Genomic DNA, 17,395 nt, shown 5'->3' with positions numbered 1-17,395 from the left:
CCTGGCAGTCATGCGCGCTGAGCTGAACGCCGCGGTCGCGGGCGTCGAACCCGGGATCGACGCCGCCAACGAGCTGTGCCTGGCGTGCGTGGAGCTGTTCGAGGTCGACGGCGCAGCCGTGTCGATCGTCCACGAGGGTTCTTCGCGAGGGACTTTCGGGTCGAGCAACGAGATCAGCCGGCGCATCGACGAGTACCAGTTCACCTACGGCGTGGGCCCGTGCCTCGACGCCGTGGCCACCCGTAAGGCGGTCCTGGCACCCGATCTCGACTCCCCCCAGGAGTCACGGTGGCCGGGCTTCACCGACGCGGCGCTCGGCGACGGCGTCCGAGGCGTCTTCGCGATGCCGATGATGGTCACCTCGGTGTGCGTGGGCGCACTCGACCTCTTCCGGTGGGGACCCGGGCCCCTGGGCGAGGAGGAACTCGCCGGGGCGGCGATGGCTGCCAGGCTCGCGTCCCTGACGCTGCTGGACGCCCTGGCCGTCGACCGCAACAAGGCGGGTGACCTCGACAGCAGGCTCATGACCGACGGCGAGGACGCGTGGGGGCGGCTGGCCGAGATCGACCGGATCGAGGTCTACCAGGCCACCGGCATGTTGATCGCGCAGCTCGACGTCGACGCAGCGGAGGCCCTCGTGCGTCTTCGCGCGCACGCCGTCGCCACGGGCCAGACCGCCAGCCAGGTGGCGTGGAGCATCGTCGAACGACGCCTCGACCTCGAGCGAGACGACCAGCGCTGGACCGGAGGGACAGGCACGTGAACAGGACCAGGGAACACGACATCATCGGGGCCTTCGTCAACCTCTCGAACGAGCTGGCCGGTGGCTACGACATCATCGAGATGCTCACCACGCTCACCGCCCAGTGCGCCGACCTGCTCGACATCGCCTCCGCCGGCCTGCTGCTGGCCGACGGCGACGGCGTCCTGCACCTGGCGGCGTCGTCCTCCGAACGGACCCACGACCTGGAGACCTTCCAGATCCAGCGCAACGAGGGGCCGTGCCTCGACGCCCATCGGGACGGGAAGACGATCGTGGTCCCCGACCTCGCGGCCTCGACCAGCTGGCCCGGGTTCTCCGGGGCTGCACGCAAGGCCGGGTTCGTGTCCGTGCACGCCCTGCCGATGAAGCTGCGCGAGCAGACCATCGGAGCGTTCGGGTTGTTCGGCACCAGCGCCGGTCGCCTCGACGACGCCGACCTGGCGCTGGCCCAGGCCCTGGTGCACGTCGCCGGGGTGGCCATCGTCAACGAGGCAGCCGCCGCCGACCAGGCGACCGTCAGCGCCCAGCTCCAGCACGCCCTGAGCAGCCGCATCGTGATCGAGCAGGCCAAGGGCGTCCTGGCGCACACGGGTGACCTCGAGATGGGCGACGCCTTCACGGTGCTGCGCCGCTACGCCAGGGACCGAGGTCGCAAGCTGAGCGACGTCGCCCACGACCTCGTCCATCGGAGCCTGGACGGCAAGGCCGTCCTGGCGCACGCCCGGTCCCTGTCCATCCTGCCCTGACCCCACCGCTCCCTCGTCGAGGGTGGGTCGGGCCGCACAGGCCGGGACCAGGACCAGGACCAGGACCAGGACGAGCCGACCGCGGGACCTACCGACCGTCCACGCGACGGCGGCGGAGAAGCAGGAGCAGCAGGCCGGCCAGGAGCAGGCCGCCGCCGAGCAGCGGGACCCACCACGCGACGCGGGTGCCCGTACCGGGCAGCACGACGCCGTCCTGGGCGTCGTCGTCCGGATCGGGGGCCGGGGGGTCGGTGACGGCGTGCTGCGTGCACTGGTCGGTCCCGGGCACGCAGCCGGCACCAGAGGCGCCGGCCGCGCCGACCAGGCCGACCGTGTTGGTCACGTCGCCGTCGCCGTCGCCGTGCACCCGCACCGCGTAGGTGACGTGGACGACCTCGCGGGGTCGCAGCGTGCCCGAGAAGCGGAGCAGGTCCCCGGCCCGCCGCGCCCGGACCCGCGGGCTGTCGGACGTCGGACCCGAGACGAGGTCGGCGTCGTCGAGGACGTCGGCCATCCGGTCGACGGCGTCGACGGGAGCGGGAGCCGCGGCGGCGGCGCGCGTGCGGTTGCGCAGCGTCACCGTGTAGGTGACGACGTCACCGGGGCTGACCGTGGCACCGTCACCCGGGTCGGCCGTCTTGTCCAGGTCGACCCGCGAGACCGGGTTGGCCGTGCAGTCGGGTCGGAGCGGGTCGGCCGGGCGGCACCGGCTGGGCGACGTCTGCCCCGGCTCGAGGAGGTGGTTGCCGAGCACGCCGTCGCCGCTCCCGGGGGCGAGCAGGCGGACGACGTAGCGGACCGTGGCGTCCGCACCCGGCGCCAGCGTGCCGCCCACCCGCAGCGTGCCGGTGGCGCCCGGGTCGATGACCGTGAGGTCGGGGCTGCTCGAGCGCGGCGGCCCGACCAGCTCGGCGTCGTCGAGGACGCCGGTGAGGTCGTCGAGACGGTCGACCACGACGGGTCCCGTGCCGTCGTTCGCGAAGTGCAGGGTGTAGGTGACCCGGCTGAAGGGCGCGACCGGCGAGCCCGACGGCGGGTCGGCGGACTTCCAGTCGTCGAGGTCCCCGACCGCGTTGGCGGTCTGCGGCGGCGCGACCGGCACGCAGGGGCCGGCCGGTTCGCAGGTGACCTGGGGGACGTCGGGGGTGAGCCGGTTGGTCAGTGACCTGTTGCCACCGTCCGCTGCGCGGACCGTCACCTGGTAGCTGACGCTGACCCGGCCGCCGGGACCGACGGGCCCGGTCACCCGGAGCCGGTCGCCGGTGACGACGGCGGAGACCGCCGGGTCGGTGCTGGTCGGCGCGCGGGTCAGGTCGGCGTCGTCGAGGACGTCGGACAGGTCGTCGCCGCCGTCGATGCGGCCCGCCGCCGGCCCGTCGTTGGCCCAGACCAAGATGTAGGTGAGGACGTCACCGGGCTGCACCGGGGTGCCGCTCGGCGGGTCGACCAGCTTGCGGGGCACGACGTGCGGCAGCAGCGTGGTGACGCCGTCGGCGCAGTCGTCGTCGGTGCAACCGGGGACGCCCGCGGCGTTGACGAGACGGTGGTCGCCGAGGTTGGTGACCACGACGTGGTAGGTGACGGTCGCCGAGGCGCCCGGGGCCAGCGCGCCGCTCCAGGTGAGCAGCGTCCCCGAGACGGAGGCGGCCCCACTGGTCACGACGGGTGCACCGTCGAGGACGGCGTCGTCGAGGACGTCGTCGAGGTCGTCGACGAAGCCGGCGGGTGTCGCGGCCGGGTAGTCGACGGCCCCGTCGTTGGTGACGGTGACCTCGTAGGTGATCCGGTCGCCGGTGTCGGGGGTGGGATCGGTGACGGCGGCCTTGGTGACGCTGAGGTGGCGCACCGGGTTGGTCGTCCTCGACGGCTCGCAGTCGACCGGGTCGCCGGGCTGACAGGCCAGCGCGTTCTCCAGGACGTGGTCGCCCTGCTCCCCGATCGGCCTCACCCGCACCCGGTAAACCACCTGTGAGGTCGCACCGACGGGCACGGTGCCGGTCACGTCGAGACGGTCGCCGGCCCGCGTCACCACGAGACCGGGGTCGGCCTCGGGGGCACCCTCCAGCACGGCGTCGTCGAGGAGCCCGCTGAGGTCGTCGCTGGTCCCGACCTCGGCCGGGACGCCGCCGACGTTGGTGAACGCCAGCGTGTACGTCAGCACCTGGCCCGGTGAGACGGGACTGCCCGTGGCCGGGTCGACGGTCTTGGTCTGGCTCAGGCCGGAGCCGGGCACGCTCACCGCGGCACACGCCGTGGTGCCCGGGGCGACGTCGGCCGCCGGGACGCACGCGGCGTTGTCGACGTCCCGGTCGCCGTCGCCGGTGTAGCGCACGGTGTAGGTGACCACGGCGTCCTGGCCCGCGGCGAGGGCGCCGTCCCACGTCAGGGTCTCCGCGGCGAGCCGGGCCCGCCCGCGGGTGGCGGCGACGGAGCCGGGCACGAGCGTCGCGTCGTCGAGCACGTCGCCGAGGTCGTCGACGAAGGTCGCCGGTGCCGTCGCGGTCCAGTCGCCGGGCCCCGGGTTGGCGACGGTGACGGTGTAGGTGACCGTCTCCCCCCGCCGCGGCAGGGTCGTGCGGCTCGCCGTCTTGGTGATCGTCGTGCGTGGCAGCCGCACCTCGGTGGTGGCGCACGGGTCGGTGGTGCCGGCGCAGTCGGGGGCTGAGCCGGGGACCCCGTCGGGCGACCACGCGACGTTGCGGACGACGCCGTCGCCGCTGCCCGTCACGGTGACGGTGTAGCGGACCGTCACCGTCTCGCCGACGCCCAACGGACCGCTCCAGGTGAGCAGCGGGGTGGTGAGGACGGGGTCAGGCCCTCGGCTGGCGGTGACCGAGGTGAGGTCGAGCTCCGCGTCGTCGAGGACGCCGCTCAGGTCGTCGGCGATCCGGGCGGGGTCGCCCGAGGTGAACGCCAGGCCGCCGTCGTTGACCAGGGTGACGGTGTAGGTGACGTCGTCGCCCACGCGCGTCTCGGGCGTGGCGTTCGAAGCCTTGCTCAGCGTCAGGTGCCGCACCGGGTTGGTGGTGACCTCGGGCTCGCAGGGGTCGGCGTCGCCCGGCTCGCAGGCCAGGGCGTTGGTCAGCACGTGGTCGCCCTGCTGTGCCAGCGCCCGCACCGCGACCCGGTAGGTCACGGTGAGCGTCCCGCCGGCCGGGACGGCGCCCTCGACCCGGAGCGTCGTGCCGTCCACCGTCGCGGTCAGGCCGGTCTCGGCGACCGGCGGAGCGACGAGCGTGGCGTCGTCGAGCACGTCGGCGAGGTCGTCGGAGGTCTCGACCCGGGCCGGCGCGGTGCCGGTGTTGGTGAACGTCAAGGTGTAGCCGACCTGGTCACCGACCCCGACCGCCGTCCCCGAGGACGGGGCGACCGTCTTGGCGTGCGTCAGGTCGGAGCCGGCGAGGGTCACCGCGTCGCAGGCGGCACCGGGGTCGAGCGCGTCGTCCGCGGGCACGCACGCCGTGTTGTCGAGCTCGCGGTCGCCGGAGGCGAGGTAGCGCACGGCGTAGGTGATGGTGGCGGTGTCACCCGCGGCCAGAGGTCCGCTCCAGCCGAGGGTGTCGCCGCTCACCGTCGCGCCCCCGGTGACCGAACCGGGGACGAGGTCGGCGTCGTCGAGCACGCCGGACAGGTCGTCGAGGAGCGTCGCCGGGTGTGCCGCGGTGAAGTCGCCGGGTCCGACGTTGTCGACCGCGACGGTGTAGGTGACCACCTGGCCGGTGGCGGTGACCTCGGTCCGGTCGGCCGACTTGGCCACGGCCAGCTTGCCGAGCTCGTCGTCGACCGTCGCGCACGGGTCGGTGGTCGCGGCGCAGTCGGGGGTGGGGCCGGGCGTCCCGGGGTCGACCGGGGCCCACGCGACGTTGGTGACCCTGCCGTCGCCCCCGCCGCGGAGCACGACCTCGTAGGTGATCCGGACGGTCTCGCCGGCGGCGAGTGGGCCGCTCCACCGGATCCGCGGCCGCTCGTAGGTGGGGGCGGGGCCCTGGCTCGCCCGGGCGACGCCGGCAAAGGCGGCGTCGTCGAGGACCGCCGTGAGGTCGTCGACCAGGGCGGCGGGTGCGGCGCCCGTGTAGTCGCCGGTGCCGTCGTTGGTCAGCCGGAGCGTGTAGGTGACGGTGTCACCGGGCGCGGCGTCGGCGGTCGCGCTGGAGGTCTTGGTCAGGCTCAGGTGGCGGACCGGGTTGGTGGTGACCGTCGGGTCGCACGGGTCCGGGTCACCCGGCTGGCAGGCCAGCGCGTTGGTGACCAGGTGGTCGCCCTGCTGGGCGAACGTCCGCACCCGCACCTGGTAGCGCACCGTGAGCGTGGCGCCCGTCGGGACGGTGCCCGTGACCGCGAGCCGCTCGCCCCCGGCGTCGGGGACGACCGTCAGGCCGGGGTCGGCGGTGACGGAGCCGAGGTCGAGGTCGGCGTCGTCGACGACGTCGGCGAGGTCGTCGACCGTGTCGACGTCCGCGTCGGCGGGCCCGACGTTCTCGAAGGTCAGCGTGTAGGTGAGGACCTGACCCTCCCGGACCGCCGTCCCGTTGCGCGGGTCGACCTGCTTGGCCTGACGCAGGCCCGCGCCGGGCGTGCGCACGACACGGCACGCGTCGGCCGGGTCGAGCGCCTCGGCGGCCGGGACGCAGGCCCGGTTGTCGACGACGTGGTCGCCGGTCGCGTTGTCCTCGTAGGTCAGGGTGTAGGTGACGGTGGCGGACTCACCGGACGCGAGCACGCCGCTCCAGTCGAGCGTCGTGCTGGTGAGGACGGCCGTGCCGGTGGTCGTGGTGATCGACCCGGCGTCGAAGGACGCGTCGTCGAGGACGTCGGCGAGGTCGTCGCTGAACGTCGCCGGGTGGCCGGCGGTGTGGTCGCCGGGGCCCACGTTGCTGACGGTCACGGTGTAGGTGATCTTGTTGCCCGCCGCCGGCAGCTGCGCCCGGTCGGAGACCTTGCGCAGCGTGAGCTTGGGCAGGTCGGTGGACACCGAGTCGCACGGCACGACCGCCGTCGCGCAGTCTGGCGTGGGCCCGGGGGTGCCCGGTCCGGGTTGCCAGACGACGTTGTCGACGTGGCCGTCGCCCCCACCGGTCAGGCGCACGGTGTAGGTGAGGGTGACCTCGTCGCCGGCAGCCAGCGCGCCGGACCACCGCAGCCGCGGGGCGGCGTACGACGTGGTGCCCGACGACGCGGTGGCCGTGCCGTCGAAGGTCGCGTCGTCCAGGACGCCGCCGAGGTCGTCGACCAGGCGGGCCGGGTCGAGTGCCGTCCAGTCGCCGGTCCCGTCGTTGCGGGCGGTGACGGTGTAGGTCACCTCGTCGCCGGGACCGGCGTCGACGGAGGCGTCGGAGGTCTTGGTGAGGTCGAGGTGGCGCACCGGGTTGCGGGTCGTCTCGGGTGCGCAGCCGGCCGGCTCGCCAGGGGCGCAGGCCAGGACGTTGGTCAGCTCGTGGTCGCCCTGGGCCGCCCACTCGCGCACCCGGACGCGGTAGGTGACCGTCCGCGACGCACCGGCCGGCACCTGGCCGCTGATCTCGAGGCGGTCACCGACGACGGTCGCGGTGAGGCCGTCGTCCGCCTCGACGGGGCCCTCGAGCACGGCGTCGTCGAGGACGTCGGCGAGGTCGTCGCTGGTGTCGACGTCGGCCGTGACGCCGCCGACGTTCTCGAAGGTCAGGGTGTAGGTGAGCACCTGGTCGACCTCGACCGGCGTCCCCGACGCGGGGTCGACGTCCTTGGCGTGGCGCAGGCCCGAGCCGGGGACGGCGACGGTGCGGCAGGCGTCGGTGGGGTCGAGGGCCTCGGTCGTCGGCACGCACACACGGTTGTCGAGCTGGCGGTCGCCCAGGCCGGTGTAGGCCAGCCGGTAGGTGACGGTCGCCGACTGGCCGGCGGCCAGCGCCCCGCTCCACCGGAGCTCCGGTGCGGTGAACGCCGCCTGCCCACGGGTGGCGGTGACGGCGGTGGGCGCCTGGGTGTCGTCCAGGACCGCGGAGAGGTCGTCGACGAAGGTGGCGGGGCGGGCGACGGTGTAGTCGCCGGGGCCGGCGTTGGTCACGGTCACCGTGTAGGTGAGGGCCTGACCGACCGCCGGGAGCTGGGTGCGGTCGGCGGTCTTCGAGACCTGCAACCGCGGCAGCCGGAACGTCTCGGTGTCACAGGGCACACCGGCGTCGGCGTCGCACGGGGGTGTCGTGCCGGTGCCGCCCTGGGGCGGCGCGAAGGCCGTGTTGCGCACGACGCCGTCGCCGCCGCCGGAGACCTCCACGGTGTAGGTGAGCACGGCCGCGGCGCCGGCCGGGAGCGGGCCGCTCCAGGTGATCCGCGGCTCGTCGTACGCCGCCGCGCCGGCGGGCGCCCCGTCGACCGTGACGGAGGCGTCGCCGCCGTACTCCGCGTCGTCGAGGACGCCGGTCAGGTCGTCGACCAGGCGGGCGGGGTTGTCGGCGGTGAAGTCGCCGGTGCCGGTGTTGGTCAGGGTGACCGTGTAGGACACGGTGTCGCCGACCCGGGTGGCGACGGTCGCGGTCGACGTCTTGGCCACGGCGAGCCGGGGGGTGCGGACCGGGGCGTGGTGGTCCTCGACCTCCCCGCCGGCAGCGGCGCCGTCGGGCGACGGTGCGGCGACCGTGCCGGGGTAGAGCCGGAAGCGCGCCACGGTCGGCTGGGTGGTGGTGACCCTGCCGAAGGTGAGGTCGAACGTCTGACCGGCGGCGCCGGCGGGGACCGGGACGGTGACCCGCTCGTCGGCGTCGAACGTGCCCGACCGGTCGAGGTCGACCCACCCGGCGAGGGTGGCGGCGCTGGCGGTGGCGTTGGTGACGGTCACGCTCGCAGCGGCGGCCACACCGGTGGTGAGGGTGAGCGGCGCGACGCCGTCCTCGTCGTCGGTGCGGTTGGTGTCGTCACCGTCGGCCGCCGGCGTCGGCTGGCCGTCGCCGTCGAACTCCGAGGAGGCGCCGAGGCGCAGGTCGGGGGTCACGGTGTGGCGCGGGCCGCCGGCGGCGAGCGTGGTCGCGTAGCTGTCGGGGGCGTCGCCGTAGTCGTCGCACGACGACTCGACGGCGACGTCGCCGTCGCCGTCCACCCCGAAGCCCGAGTTGGCGAAGCCGTTCCAGGCGATCTCCGGGGCGGTCTGGTCGCGGAACCAGACCTGGAAGCGCTGGGTCGGCTCGAAGTTGCCGGACACGGTGCCGGCGAACCGCACGTACGACGCGTCCTGGGTGACCGTCACCCGGCTGCCCGGCGTGACGGCGTGACCGGTGAGGTAGGCCGGTCGGATGGCCGCGCGCTCGCCCGTGTCCAGGTCGCTGAACGTCCACACGCCGTTGACCGCGATCGGCGTGGACGTCCCGGCCTCGAAGAACGAGTAGCGCAGCGTGCCGCCGCCGCCCGGCAGGTTCCAGCCGGCGTCGTCGGTCGTGCCGATCGCCAGGCCGCCGAGGGTCACCCGTCCGCCGGTCACCTCGAGGCGCATGTCGACCGGACGACCGCGGACGACGGTCACGTCGCGGTAGAGCCGTTGCGCGGGCGCGGTGTCGGTGCCGCCGGTGACGGGCCCGAAGTCCTGGAAGGTCATCGCGTAGTACGGCTCGGTGACCGCGCTGCACGCAGCCGGCGTGACCAGGCGCTCCACCAGCACCCGGTGGTCCTCGACCTCGCCGTCCACCGCGGGACCGGTCGGGGTGTGCAGCGCCGCGGCGTCGGTGGCGTAGCGGACCCGGAGGTAGGTCCGGATGCCCGGAGGGTTGGCGGCGCCGGGGAAGGTGAGGTCGTTGCTGCCGGTGGTGACCGGGCGCGCGTCGGCCACCCGCTCCCCCGGGTCGGCGAAGTCGCCGTCCTGGTTCCAGTCGACCCACACACTGGCGAACCCGGCGGCAGACGCGTCGACCCGGACCGTGTTGCCGACCGGCTGCAGGGTGACCGGGTCGATGCCGGTGCGGATCGTGGCGCTGGGGTAGCCGAGCGCCGGGTTGACCGCGACGCCGTCCTCGTCGTCCGGCGCGCCGGTGGTGTCGTCGCCGTCGGCCGCGACCGAGGGTCGGCCGTCGCCCTCGTAGTCGACCGTCGCACCGAGACGCGCCGCGCCCCGCCCGTGGACCGGCCCGTCGGACGCGAGCACGGTGCCGTAGGTGTCGGGTGCGTCACCGAAGTCGCAGACCGCCCCGAGGGCGATGTCGTCGATGGCGAGGTCGTTGCCGCTGCCACCCGGCGCGTTGTTCGCCAGCTCGAGCCGCACGGTCGGTCGCGTCGCGGTGAATGCGAGGCTGAACTTCTTCCACTGCGGGATGGTGGTCGACGGGAGGCCGCCGGTCGACACCTCGGAGAGCGCGGCGCCGGTCTCGGGGTCGACGACCCGGAAGGTGACGTTGGGCAGGATCCCCGTCGTCCGGTTGAGCGCGTTCAGGATCCACGCGGAGAAGTCGTAGCGGGTGCCCGGAGCCAGTCCGGTGAAGGTCTTGGCGAAGAACCGGCCCGGCTCGAACGCCGCGTTGATGACCATCATCCGGCCGTTGGTGTCGCCCGGGGTGTGGTCCTGGGTGGTGTGCCACCAGCTGCCGGCAGCCCCCGGCAGCTGGGCGAGCAGGCCGTAGTCGCCGTCGTTCACGGCGGCCGAGCCCTCGTAGAGGTACGTCGTCTGGCCGGCCGGCAGCGGCGGACCGTAGCCGGTGCCGGTGCCGAAGTCCTCGAGGAACGGGTCGGTGCAGGAGGTCGGCGGCGCCACGGCCACCGTGGCGAGCGAGTCCTCGACCTCGCCGTCGGGGGCGGGGCCCTGCGCGCGTTCGTCGACGGTGGTGGCGGCCGTGTCGGCGAGGGCGGCCGTGGTGAGCCGCAGCCGGACCACCGGGCGGGCACCGTCGGCGGCCGGCGGGAGCCCGGTCCAGCCGAGCGTGGCACTCGTCGCGCCCGCGGGCACCGCGACACTGGCCGCCTCGGCTGCCTGGAACGTGCCGTTGGCGTTGGTGTCGATCCAGCCGAGGAGGGTGGCCGCACTGCCCGTGGCGTTGCGCAGCGGCACGTCGACCGAGGCGGTCGACGCGCCGGGGGTGACCACCACCGACGGCAGCGCGTCCTCGTCGTCGACCCCCGCGGTGTCGTCGCCGTCGGCGGCGGCGCTCGGCAGGCCGTCGGCCTCGTCGTCCACGCGACTGCCGAGCATCAGCGAGGACGTGTCGGCGTCCGCGTCGTGGTCGGCGATGCGGTGCCGCGGACCGTCGCCGGCCAGGCTCGTGCCGAAGGACTCCGGGGCGTCGCCGGAGTCACGGGGCACCGGGGCGCAGGCGAAGAGCTGGAAGTCGTCGAAGCTCATCCAGGCCTGGGTCGCGGTGGCGCCGTTGCCGGCCGGGGCGGCGTTGCGGGCCTCGACCCGGAGGTAGGGCCAGGAGCGGGCCGGGGTGAACGCGAAGGTCGCGATCCGCCACTGCGCCCGCGTGCCGGCGGCCGCGGGCGCCACGGTGGGGGTGACGGCCAGGGCCTCGGTGTTGTCGGGGGTGGGTGCGACTGCGGTGCCGCCGGCGATGGAACCGACGTTGCGGTCGCCGACCCCGAGCAGCTGCAGGTAGCCGGAGCCGAGTCGGGAGTACCCGCCTGCGCCCATCGAGAAGAAGCCGACGTAGCGGGTGCCGGGGTCGAGGGCCGAGACCAGGGTGTTGGTGGCACCCTCGCCGGCGTCGGGGTTGTTGCCGAAGCCCCTGGAGGTGTGGCCGCCGAGGAACCCGTAGCCGTCGGCGCCGGACCGGAACGGCATCGTCCCCTGGACCGGTCCGGAGTCGAAGGTCGGTGCGAAGACGTGGTACTGCCCGCCGGTCGGGTGCGCGTCGTACCAGCTGCGGGCGAAGTTGATGCTGTTGGCCGAGCTGTTCTGGAACTCGCCGGTCCGGGACTCGAAGGACGGGTTCTGGATCGTCGTCACCGGCTCCGGGACCGAGCCCGGCGGGCACTGGTCGAGGGCCGCACCGCGGGCGTCGAACAGCTCGCGGGCGTGGTCCTCGACCTCGCCGTCCGGAGCGGCGCCCGACGGTGTCGTGGCCTGGCCGGCGGCGCTCGTCAGCCGGAACCGGGCGTGGCTGCTGCCGGGCACGAACGCCGCCCCGGTGGGCACGCTGTAGGTGAGCCGGTTGACGCCGTTGGTCACCGCGGTGTCGGCGAGGACCTGCTCCGTCGGCTCGAACACCCCGTCGCGGTCGAAGTCGATCCAGCCGTTGAGGAACCCGCTCCCGGCGACCGTCACGAAGACCGTCTCCAGGCGACCCGGCACGGAGACGTCGGCGCTGAAGGTGACGCCGTCCTCGTCGTCGACGCCGGCGACGTCGTCACCGTCGGCGGTGGCGGACGCGGGTCCGTCGGGCTCGACGTCGACCCGGGCACCGAGCATCGGGCTCGCCACGTGGGTGGCGGGGTTGCGGCCGGGCGTGGCGTGGCGGGCGCCGTTCCCGGCCACCGTCGTCCCGTACGACGCCGGCGCGTCGCCGAGGTCGAGGAGGGCACGGTTGGTGACCGTGCACCGGATCTGGTCGCTGACGCCGGGCGCGATCGTCACCGAGGCGCGATCGTCGCCGGGCACGGACGGGTCGGGGACGCCGTTGCGCAGGCAGGACCAGGTGTTGTCGTAGTCGGCCAGGGAGGCACCGGACCCCGGCGTCGGCTGCTCCGCGAGGGTGAACGACGCGCCGGCGTTGCTCGAGGCCACGACGACCGGGCCTGTCGTGGCCGAGTCGGTGCTGCCGGTGCTGGCGCTGCCGAGGACCGCTCCGGACGGCGAGGTCACCGAGACGTCGAACGAGTCGACGGGCCGGGTACGGCCCTCGACGCGCTTGACCACCTCGATCGACGAGGTCTGGATGCCGAAGGCGATGCCTGAGCGGGCGTTGGTCAGCCAGCGGAGCGAGAAGGTCGTCGGCGCATCGGCCGAGACCAGGACGGAGGTGGACTTGGCTCCCTGCGTGCTCGCGGTGCCCGATCCGACACAGGAGACGGTGGTGGTGCCGAGCCCGGTCATCGAGGCGGGCTTGCAGCCCTTCGCGCCCTGGTCGTACAGGACGTCGAGCAGGCTGAGCGGCTTGTCGGAGGTCCAGCGCAGCGACTCCGCCGCCGCCGCGACGTTGTCCTCGGTATCGGTGGCGACGAAGGAGTAGGACGAGAGGGCCGCCCCGGCCGCGTCCCGCACCGTGATGTCGCTGAGGGTGACGTCGAGCCCAGCGGCGGCCCGGCTGAGGCTGTAGAGGGACGGCCTGCCCTCGATCCCGGCGTAGCCCTCGGTGCCGAAGGCGAAGCGGGTCTCGATCGGGGTGGCGCGGGTCTCGACCGCGACGTCCGCCCGTCCGGGGACCGGGCGGGTGGTGATCGTGTAGGAGATCGTGTAACCGCCGGGCAGGGTCGCGGTCATCTGCTGGCCGGCGTCGGTGCGCGCCGTCGCGTCGCTGTAGCCCGCCATGTCGAGCCAGCAGATGGAGTCGGCGAAGTCCCCGCTCGTCGCGTAGCTGCACCCCGTGGCATCGGCGCGGGCAACGGAGCCGGACCTCGTCGGACCGCGCTCGCCGGGTGTCGTGGGGGCCGCCGGCCCCGTCTCGGTCTCGGTCTCGGTCTCGGGCGCCGGCTCGTCTGCAGGCGCTGCCCCGTCGGGGACGACCGGGTCGGAGACGCTCTCGGACGTGGGAGCGTCGGAGGTCGGCGCAGGCGCGAGGTCGTCGGCGTGGGCCGAGAAGGTCAGGACGCTGAGGACCAAGGTCGCGGCCAGGGCAGCGGGGAGGCCGGTCCTGAGCAGCTGTCGGTGATCACGCATGTGCTGGTTCCTGCTCTCCCATGCGCCCTGTTGCGTGGGAGCACGCGGGCGGGGCGGCAGCACGCGTGCCGGGGGGCAGCGGCTGTGACGGTGGGGCGGGGGGACGGGACGTGCCCGGCCGCTCGCAGGCGATGGGCGACGGGGTCATGGGTCTGGTCTCGCCGTCAGCCGCGCTCGAGCAGGCCGCGGCGTGCGGTCGCGGTGCAGGAGTAGCTGCCCTCGGGCAGGTCGACCCGGGCCTGCCAGGCCTGCTGCCGACCTGGTCGTACGTCGTCGATGGTGACCACCTTGCGCGCGACGATCGAGCCCGACTCGGTGAGCCAGGACGCGGTGACGACGTAGTCCCAGGCCCGCTCGGCCGTGGAGCTGTCGACGTGGCCGCGGACGAGGTGGCGACCGCCGGCGCGGGGCCGCGTGCACCGCTCGATGACGACGTCGTCGACGGCCGCCGCCGAGCGGTCGAGCGCGGGCGGCTCGGGCAGGTCGCCAGGACCGAGCACGGGCGCCTCGGTGCCGCCGGGGTCAGCGACGGCGGACGTGCTCGGCGAGGAGGGGGCGGGGGTGGGTCCGCCGTCGCGGTCGTCCGCGGAGCAGGCCGCCGTCGCCGTCCCCAGGAGGACGGCGACGGCGACGAGCGCACGCGGGCTCACGCTCGGGTCACGACCGGCCGGCGACGGGACGACGGCGGCGACCGACGCCGGTGAGCACGGCCCCGACCAGCAGCAGCCCGAGGGCCACCGGCAGCCACACCCGTGCGGGGCCGCCGGTGTCGGGGAGGCCGCCGGCGTTGTCGTCGGGGTCCTCGTCGGCGGGGTCCGTCACGACCGGGTCGTCGCCCTCGACCTTGATGTCGAGCGTCGAGCGGTAGGTGTTGCCGCCCGTGTCGCGCACGGTGTAGTCGATCGACGCGGTGCCGGTGTAGCCCAGCACCGGGGTGAAGGTGATCGTGCCGTCGTCGTTGACGACCCAGGTGCCGACGCCGGGGCGGGTGTGCTCCTTCACGCACCGCGCCCTGGCCTCGCTCCCGGGACGGACCTTGCCGGACGCCGATCCCGGCACCAGGCAGACGGAGCCCGGCACCAGCTCCTCGCCCGGGGCGGCGACGTCGTCGTCGAGCACCGGCACGGTGACCGGGTCGCCCGGGGTGGTGACCGCCTTGTCGGGCAGGGCCTCGCCCGGAGGTCCGACGGTGACCTTGACCGTCGCGGTGACCTCGGTGCCGTTGGCATCGGCCACGACGTAGTCGAGCGGGGTCGCCCGACCGACGAAGCCGTCCTCGGGCACGAACCGGACCTTGCCGCCGGCGACGACCTTCCAGGTGCCCTCGCCGGGCACCACGACCTCGGTGACCGGGTCGCCGGTCGCCGGGTCGACGAGTCGCAGGGTGGTCGGGTCGAGCGGCACCGACGGGTCGCCGGGGGTGTCGTTGCCGAGCACGTCGACGGTCACGGGAGTCTCGTACGGCGTGGTCCCCCGGTCGTCGACGGCGTCGGGGTCGATCGGCGTGACCGTGATCGTCAGCGTCGAGCCCGTGGTGTTGCCGTTGCTGTCGGTGACCTCGTAGTCGACCGGGGTCGCCGGGCCGGTGAACCGCGGCTCGGGGTCGAAGGTGACGGCGCCGGTGACCGGGTCGATCGTGTAGGTGCCCTGCCCGGGCACCGTCAGCGTCTTGCCGCCGGCGGTGGCGTCGGGCGAGGTGAACACGACGGTCGCAGGGTCGAAGCTGCCGGGCGTCCCGTCGGCCAGCGGGCCGGGGGTGTCGTTGGGCAGCAGCGGCACGGTGACGTCGGTGTTCTGCGGGGTCTCGCCGTCGTCGGGCTCGGCCTGCGGGCCGGGCCGCACCGTGACGACCAGGGTGGCCGTGTCGGTGGTGCCGTTGTCGTCGGTGATCTCGTAGGTCACGGGAGCCGTGGTCCCGGTGTAGCCGGGGGCCGGGGTGAAGGTGACCGTGCCGTCGGTGTTGATCTGCCAGGTGCCCTCAGTGGTGGCCAGGGTCTTGCCGCCGTTGGTGGCCTGCCCACTGGTGAACACCGTCGCCGACGGCACCAGCGGCGCCGTCGGGTCACCGGCATCGTCGTCGGTCACCGCCGGCAGCGTCACCGGGGTCTCGAACGGCGTGCTCGCGGTGTCGTCGTTGGCCACCGGGCTGATCGGCGCCACCGTGATCGTGATCGTCGAGGACACGTCGTTGCCGTTGGCGTCGGTGACCGTGTAGGTCACCGGCGTCGCGACGTCGGTGAACTGCGGCTCGGGATCGAAGGTGACCTCACCGGAGACCGGGTCGACGGTGTAGAAGCCCTCGCCCGGCACCGTCAACGTCCGGCCGCCGTCGGAGACCGTGCCCGGGTTGCCCGCGGCCAGGAACCGCACCGAGGTCTCGTCCCAGCTGCCCGCCGTACCGTCGGCCAGCAGACCCGGGGTGTCGTTGGTCAACGGGTCCACCGTCACCTCGACGTCCTGCGGCGTCTCGTCCTCATCCGGCGTCGCCGACGGACCCGGACGCACCGTCACCGTCAGCAACGCCGTGTCGGTCGTGCCGTTGTCATCGACGATCCGGTACTCCACCGCCGGCGTCGTACCGACGTAGCCCGCCACCGGGGTGAACGTCACCGTGCCGTCACCGTTGACCTGCCAGGTGCCCTGAGCGGTGACCAACGTCTTGCCACCCGCAGCCGCCTGCCCGCTCGTGAACACCGTCGCCGACGGCACCAACGGCGCCGAGGGCGCCCCCGCCGCGTCATCGGTCACCGCCGGCAACGTCACCGGGGTGTCGAACGGCGTGCTCGCCGCGTCGTCCTCGGCCACCGGGCTGACCGGCGTCACCGTGATCGTCACGGTCGAGGTCGCGTCGTTGCCCGCCGTGTCGGTGACCGTGTAGGTCACCGAGGTGGCCTGGGTGGTGAACTGCGGCTCGGGGTCGAAGGTGATCTCACCGGTGACCGGGTCGATCGTGTAGACGCCCTGCCCGGGCACCGTCAGCGTCTTGCCGCCGTCGGACACCGTGCCGGGGTTGGGTCCTGCGGGGAAGACGACCGACGTGAGGTCGAAGGTCTCGCCGTCTCCCGGGGTGTCGTCGTCGACGACGTCGACGGTGATGTCGACGTCCTGCGGCGTCTCGTCCACGTTCGGCTCGGCGAGCGGGCCCGCGGCGACGCGCACGCTGAGGAACGCGGTGTCGGTGGTGCCGTTGTCGTCGGCGATCCGGTACCCGACGGGGGCCGTCATGCCGGTGTAGCCGGGGGCCGGGGTGAAGGTGACCGTGCCGTCGGTGTTGATCTGCCAGGTGCCCTCAGTGGTGGCCAGGGTCTTGCCGCCGTTGGTGGCCTGCCCACTGGTGAACACCGTCGCCGACGGCACCAGCGGCGCCGTCGGGTCACCGGCATCGTCGTCGGTCACCGCCGGCAGCGTCACCGGGGTCTCGAACGGCGTGCTCGCGGTGTCGTCGTTGGCCACCGGGCTGATCGGCGCCACCGTGATCGTGATCGTCGAGGACACGTCGTTGCCGTTGGCGTCGGTGACCGTGTAGGTCACCGGCGTCGCGACGTCGGTGAACTGCGGCTCGGGATCGAAGGTGACCTCACCGGAGACCGGGTCGACGGTGTAGAAGCCCTCGCCCGGCACCGTCAACGTCCGGCCGCCGTCGGAGACCGTGCCCGGGTTGCCCGCGGCCAGGAACCGCACCGAGGTCTCGTCCCAGCTGCCCGCCGTACCGTCGGCCAGCAGACCCGGGGTGTCGTTGGTCAACGGGTCCACCGTCACCTCGACGTCCTGCGGCGTCTCGTCCTCATCCGGCGTCGCCGACGGACCCGGACGCACCGTCACCGTCAGCAACGCCGTGTCGGTCGTGCCGTTGTCATCGACGATCCGGTACTCCACCGCCGGCGTCGTACCGACGTAGCCCGCCACCGGGGTGAACGTCACCGTGCCGTCACCGTTGACCTGCCAGGTGCCCTGAGCGGTGACCAACGTCTTGCCACCCGCAGCCGCCTGCCCGCTCGTGAACACCGTCGCCGACGGCACCAACGGCGCCGAGGGCGCCCCCGCCGCGTCATCGGTCACCGCCGGCAACGTCACCGGGGTGTCGAACGGCGTGCTCGCCGCGTCGTCCTCGGCCACCGG

General features: G+C 74.0%; 5 protein-coding genes. 2 read left to right on the top strand and 3 right to left on the bottom strand.

Annotation, left to right across the window (positions count from 1 at the left end):
• Window positions 1-10 precede the first annotated feature (10 nt).
• Window positions 11-763 carry an ANTAR domain-containing protein gene (locus AC4MBH_RS07905; RefSeq protein ID WP_491794155.1) on the top strand — a complete coding sequence of 251 codons (753 nt, stop codon included), beginning with the start codon at window positions 11-13 and terminating at the stop codon, window positions 761-763.
• Window positions 760-1,509 (top strand): GAF and ANTAR domain-containing protein, encoded by a 750-nt coding sequence (locus tag AC4MBH_RS07900; RefSeq protein ID WP_491794153.1) that lies wholly within the window; start codon window positions 760-762, stop codon window positions 1,507-1,509. The genes AC4MBH_RS07905 and AC4MBH_RS07900 overlap by 4 nt, the downstream gene beginning before the upstream one ends.
• Before the next feature lie 88 nt (window positions 1,510-1,597).
• Here AC4MBH_RS07900 and AC4MBH_RS07895 read toward each other — a convergent pair whose 3' ends face one another.
• The 3 genes from AC4MBH_RS07895 to AC4MBH_RS07885 all read right to left on the bottom strand — a co-directional run bounded on the left by AC4MBH_RS07895 (window position 1,598) and on the right by AC4MBH_RS07885 (window position 17,392).
• Window positions 1,598-13,276: a DUF7927 domain-containing protein gene (locus AC4MBH_RS07895; RefSeq protein WP_491794152.1), complete on the bottom strand. Its 11,679-nt coding sequence runs from the start codon at window positions 13,274-13,276 to the stop codon at window positions 1,598-1,600.
• Window positions 13,277-13,440: 164 nt separating this feature from the next.
• A complete protein-coding gene (locus tag AC4MBH_RS07890; RefSeq protein WP_491794150.1) occupies window positions 13,441-13,926 on the bottom strand; it encodes a hypothetical protein in 486 nt (161 codons plus the stop codon).
• Between the two features lie 7 nt (window positions 13,927-13,933).
• Window positions 13,934-17,392, bottom strand: coding sequence for an Ig-like domain-containing protein (locus tag AC4MBH_RS07885; protein WP_491794875.1), 3,459 nt, complete (start codon window positions 17,390-17,392; stop codon window positions 13,934-13,936).
• Window positions 17,393-17,395: the final 3 nt, after the last annotated feature.

The sequence above is a fragment of the Nocardioides sp. WJ219 genome, assembly GCF_058559815.1.
This window is presented reverse-complemented; position numbering and strand designations above follow the sequence as displayed.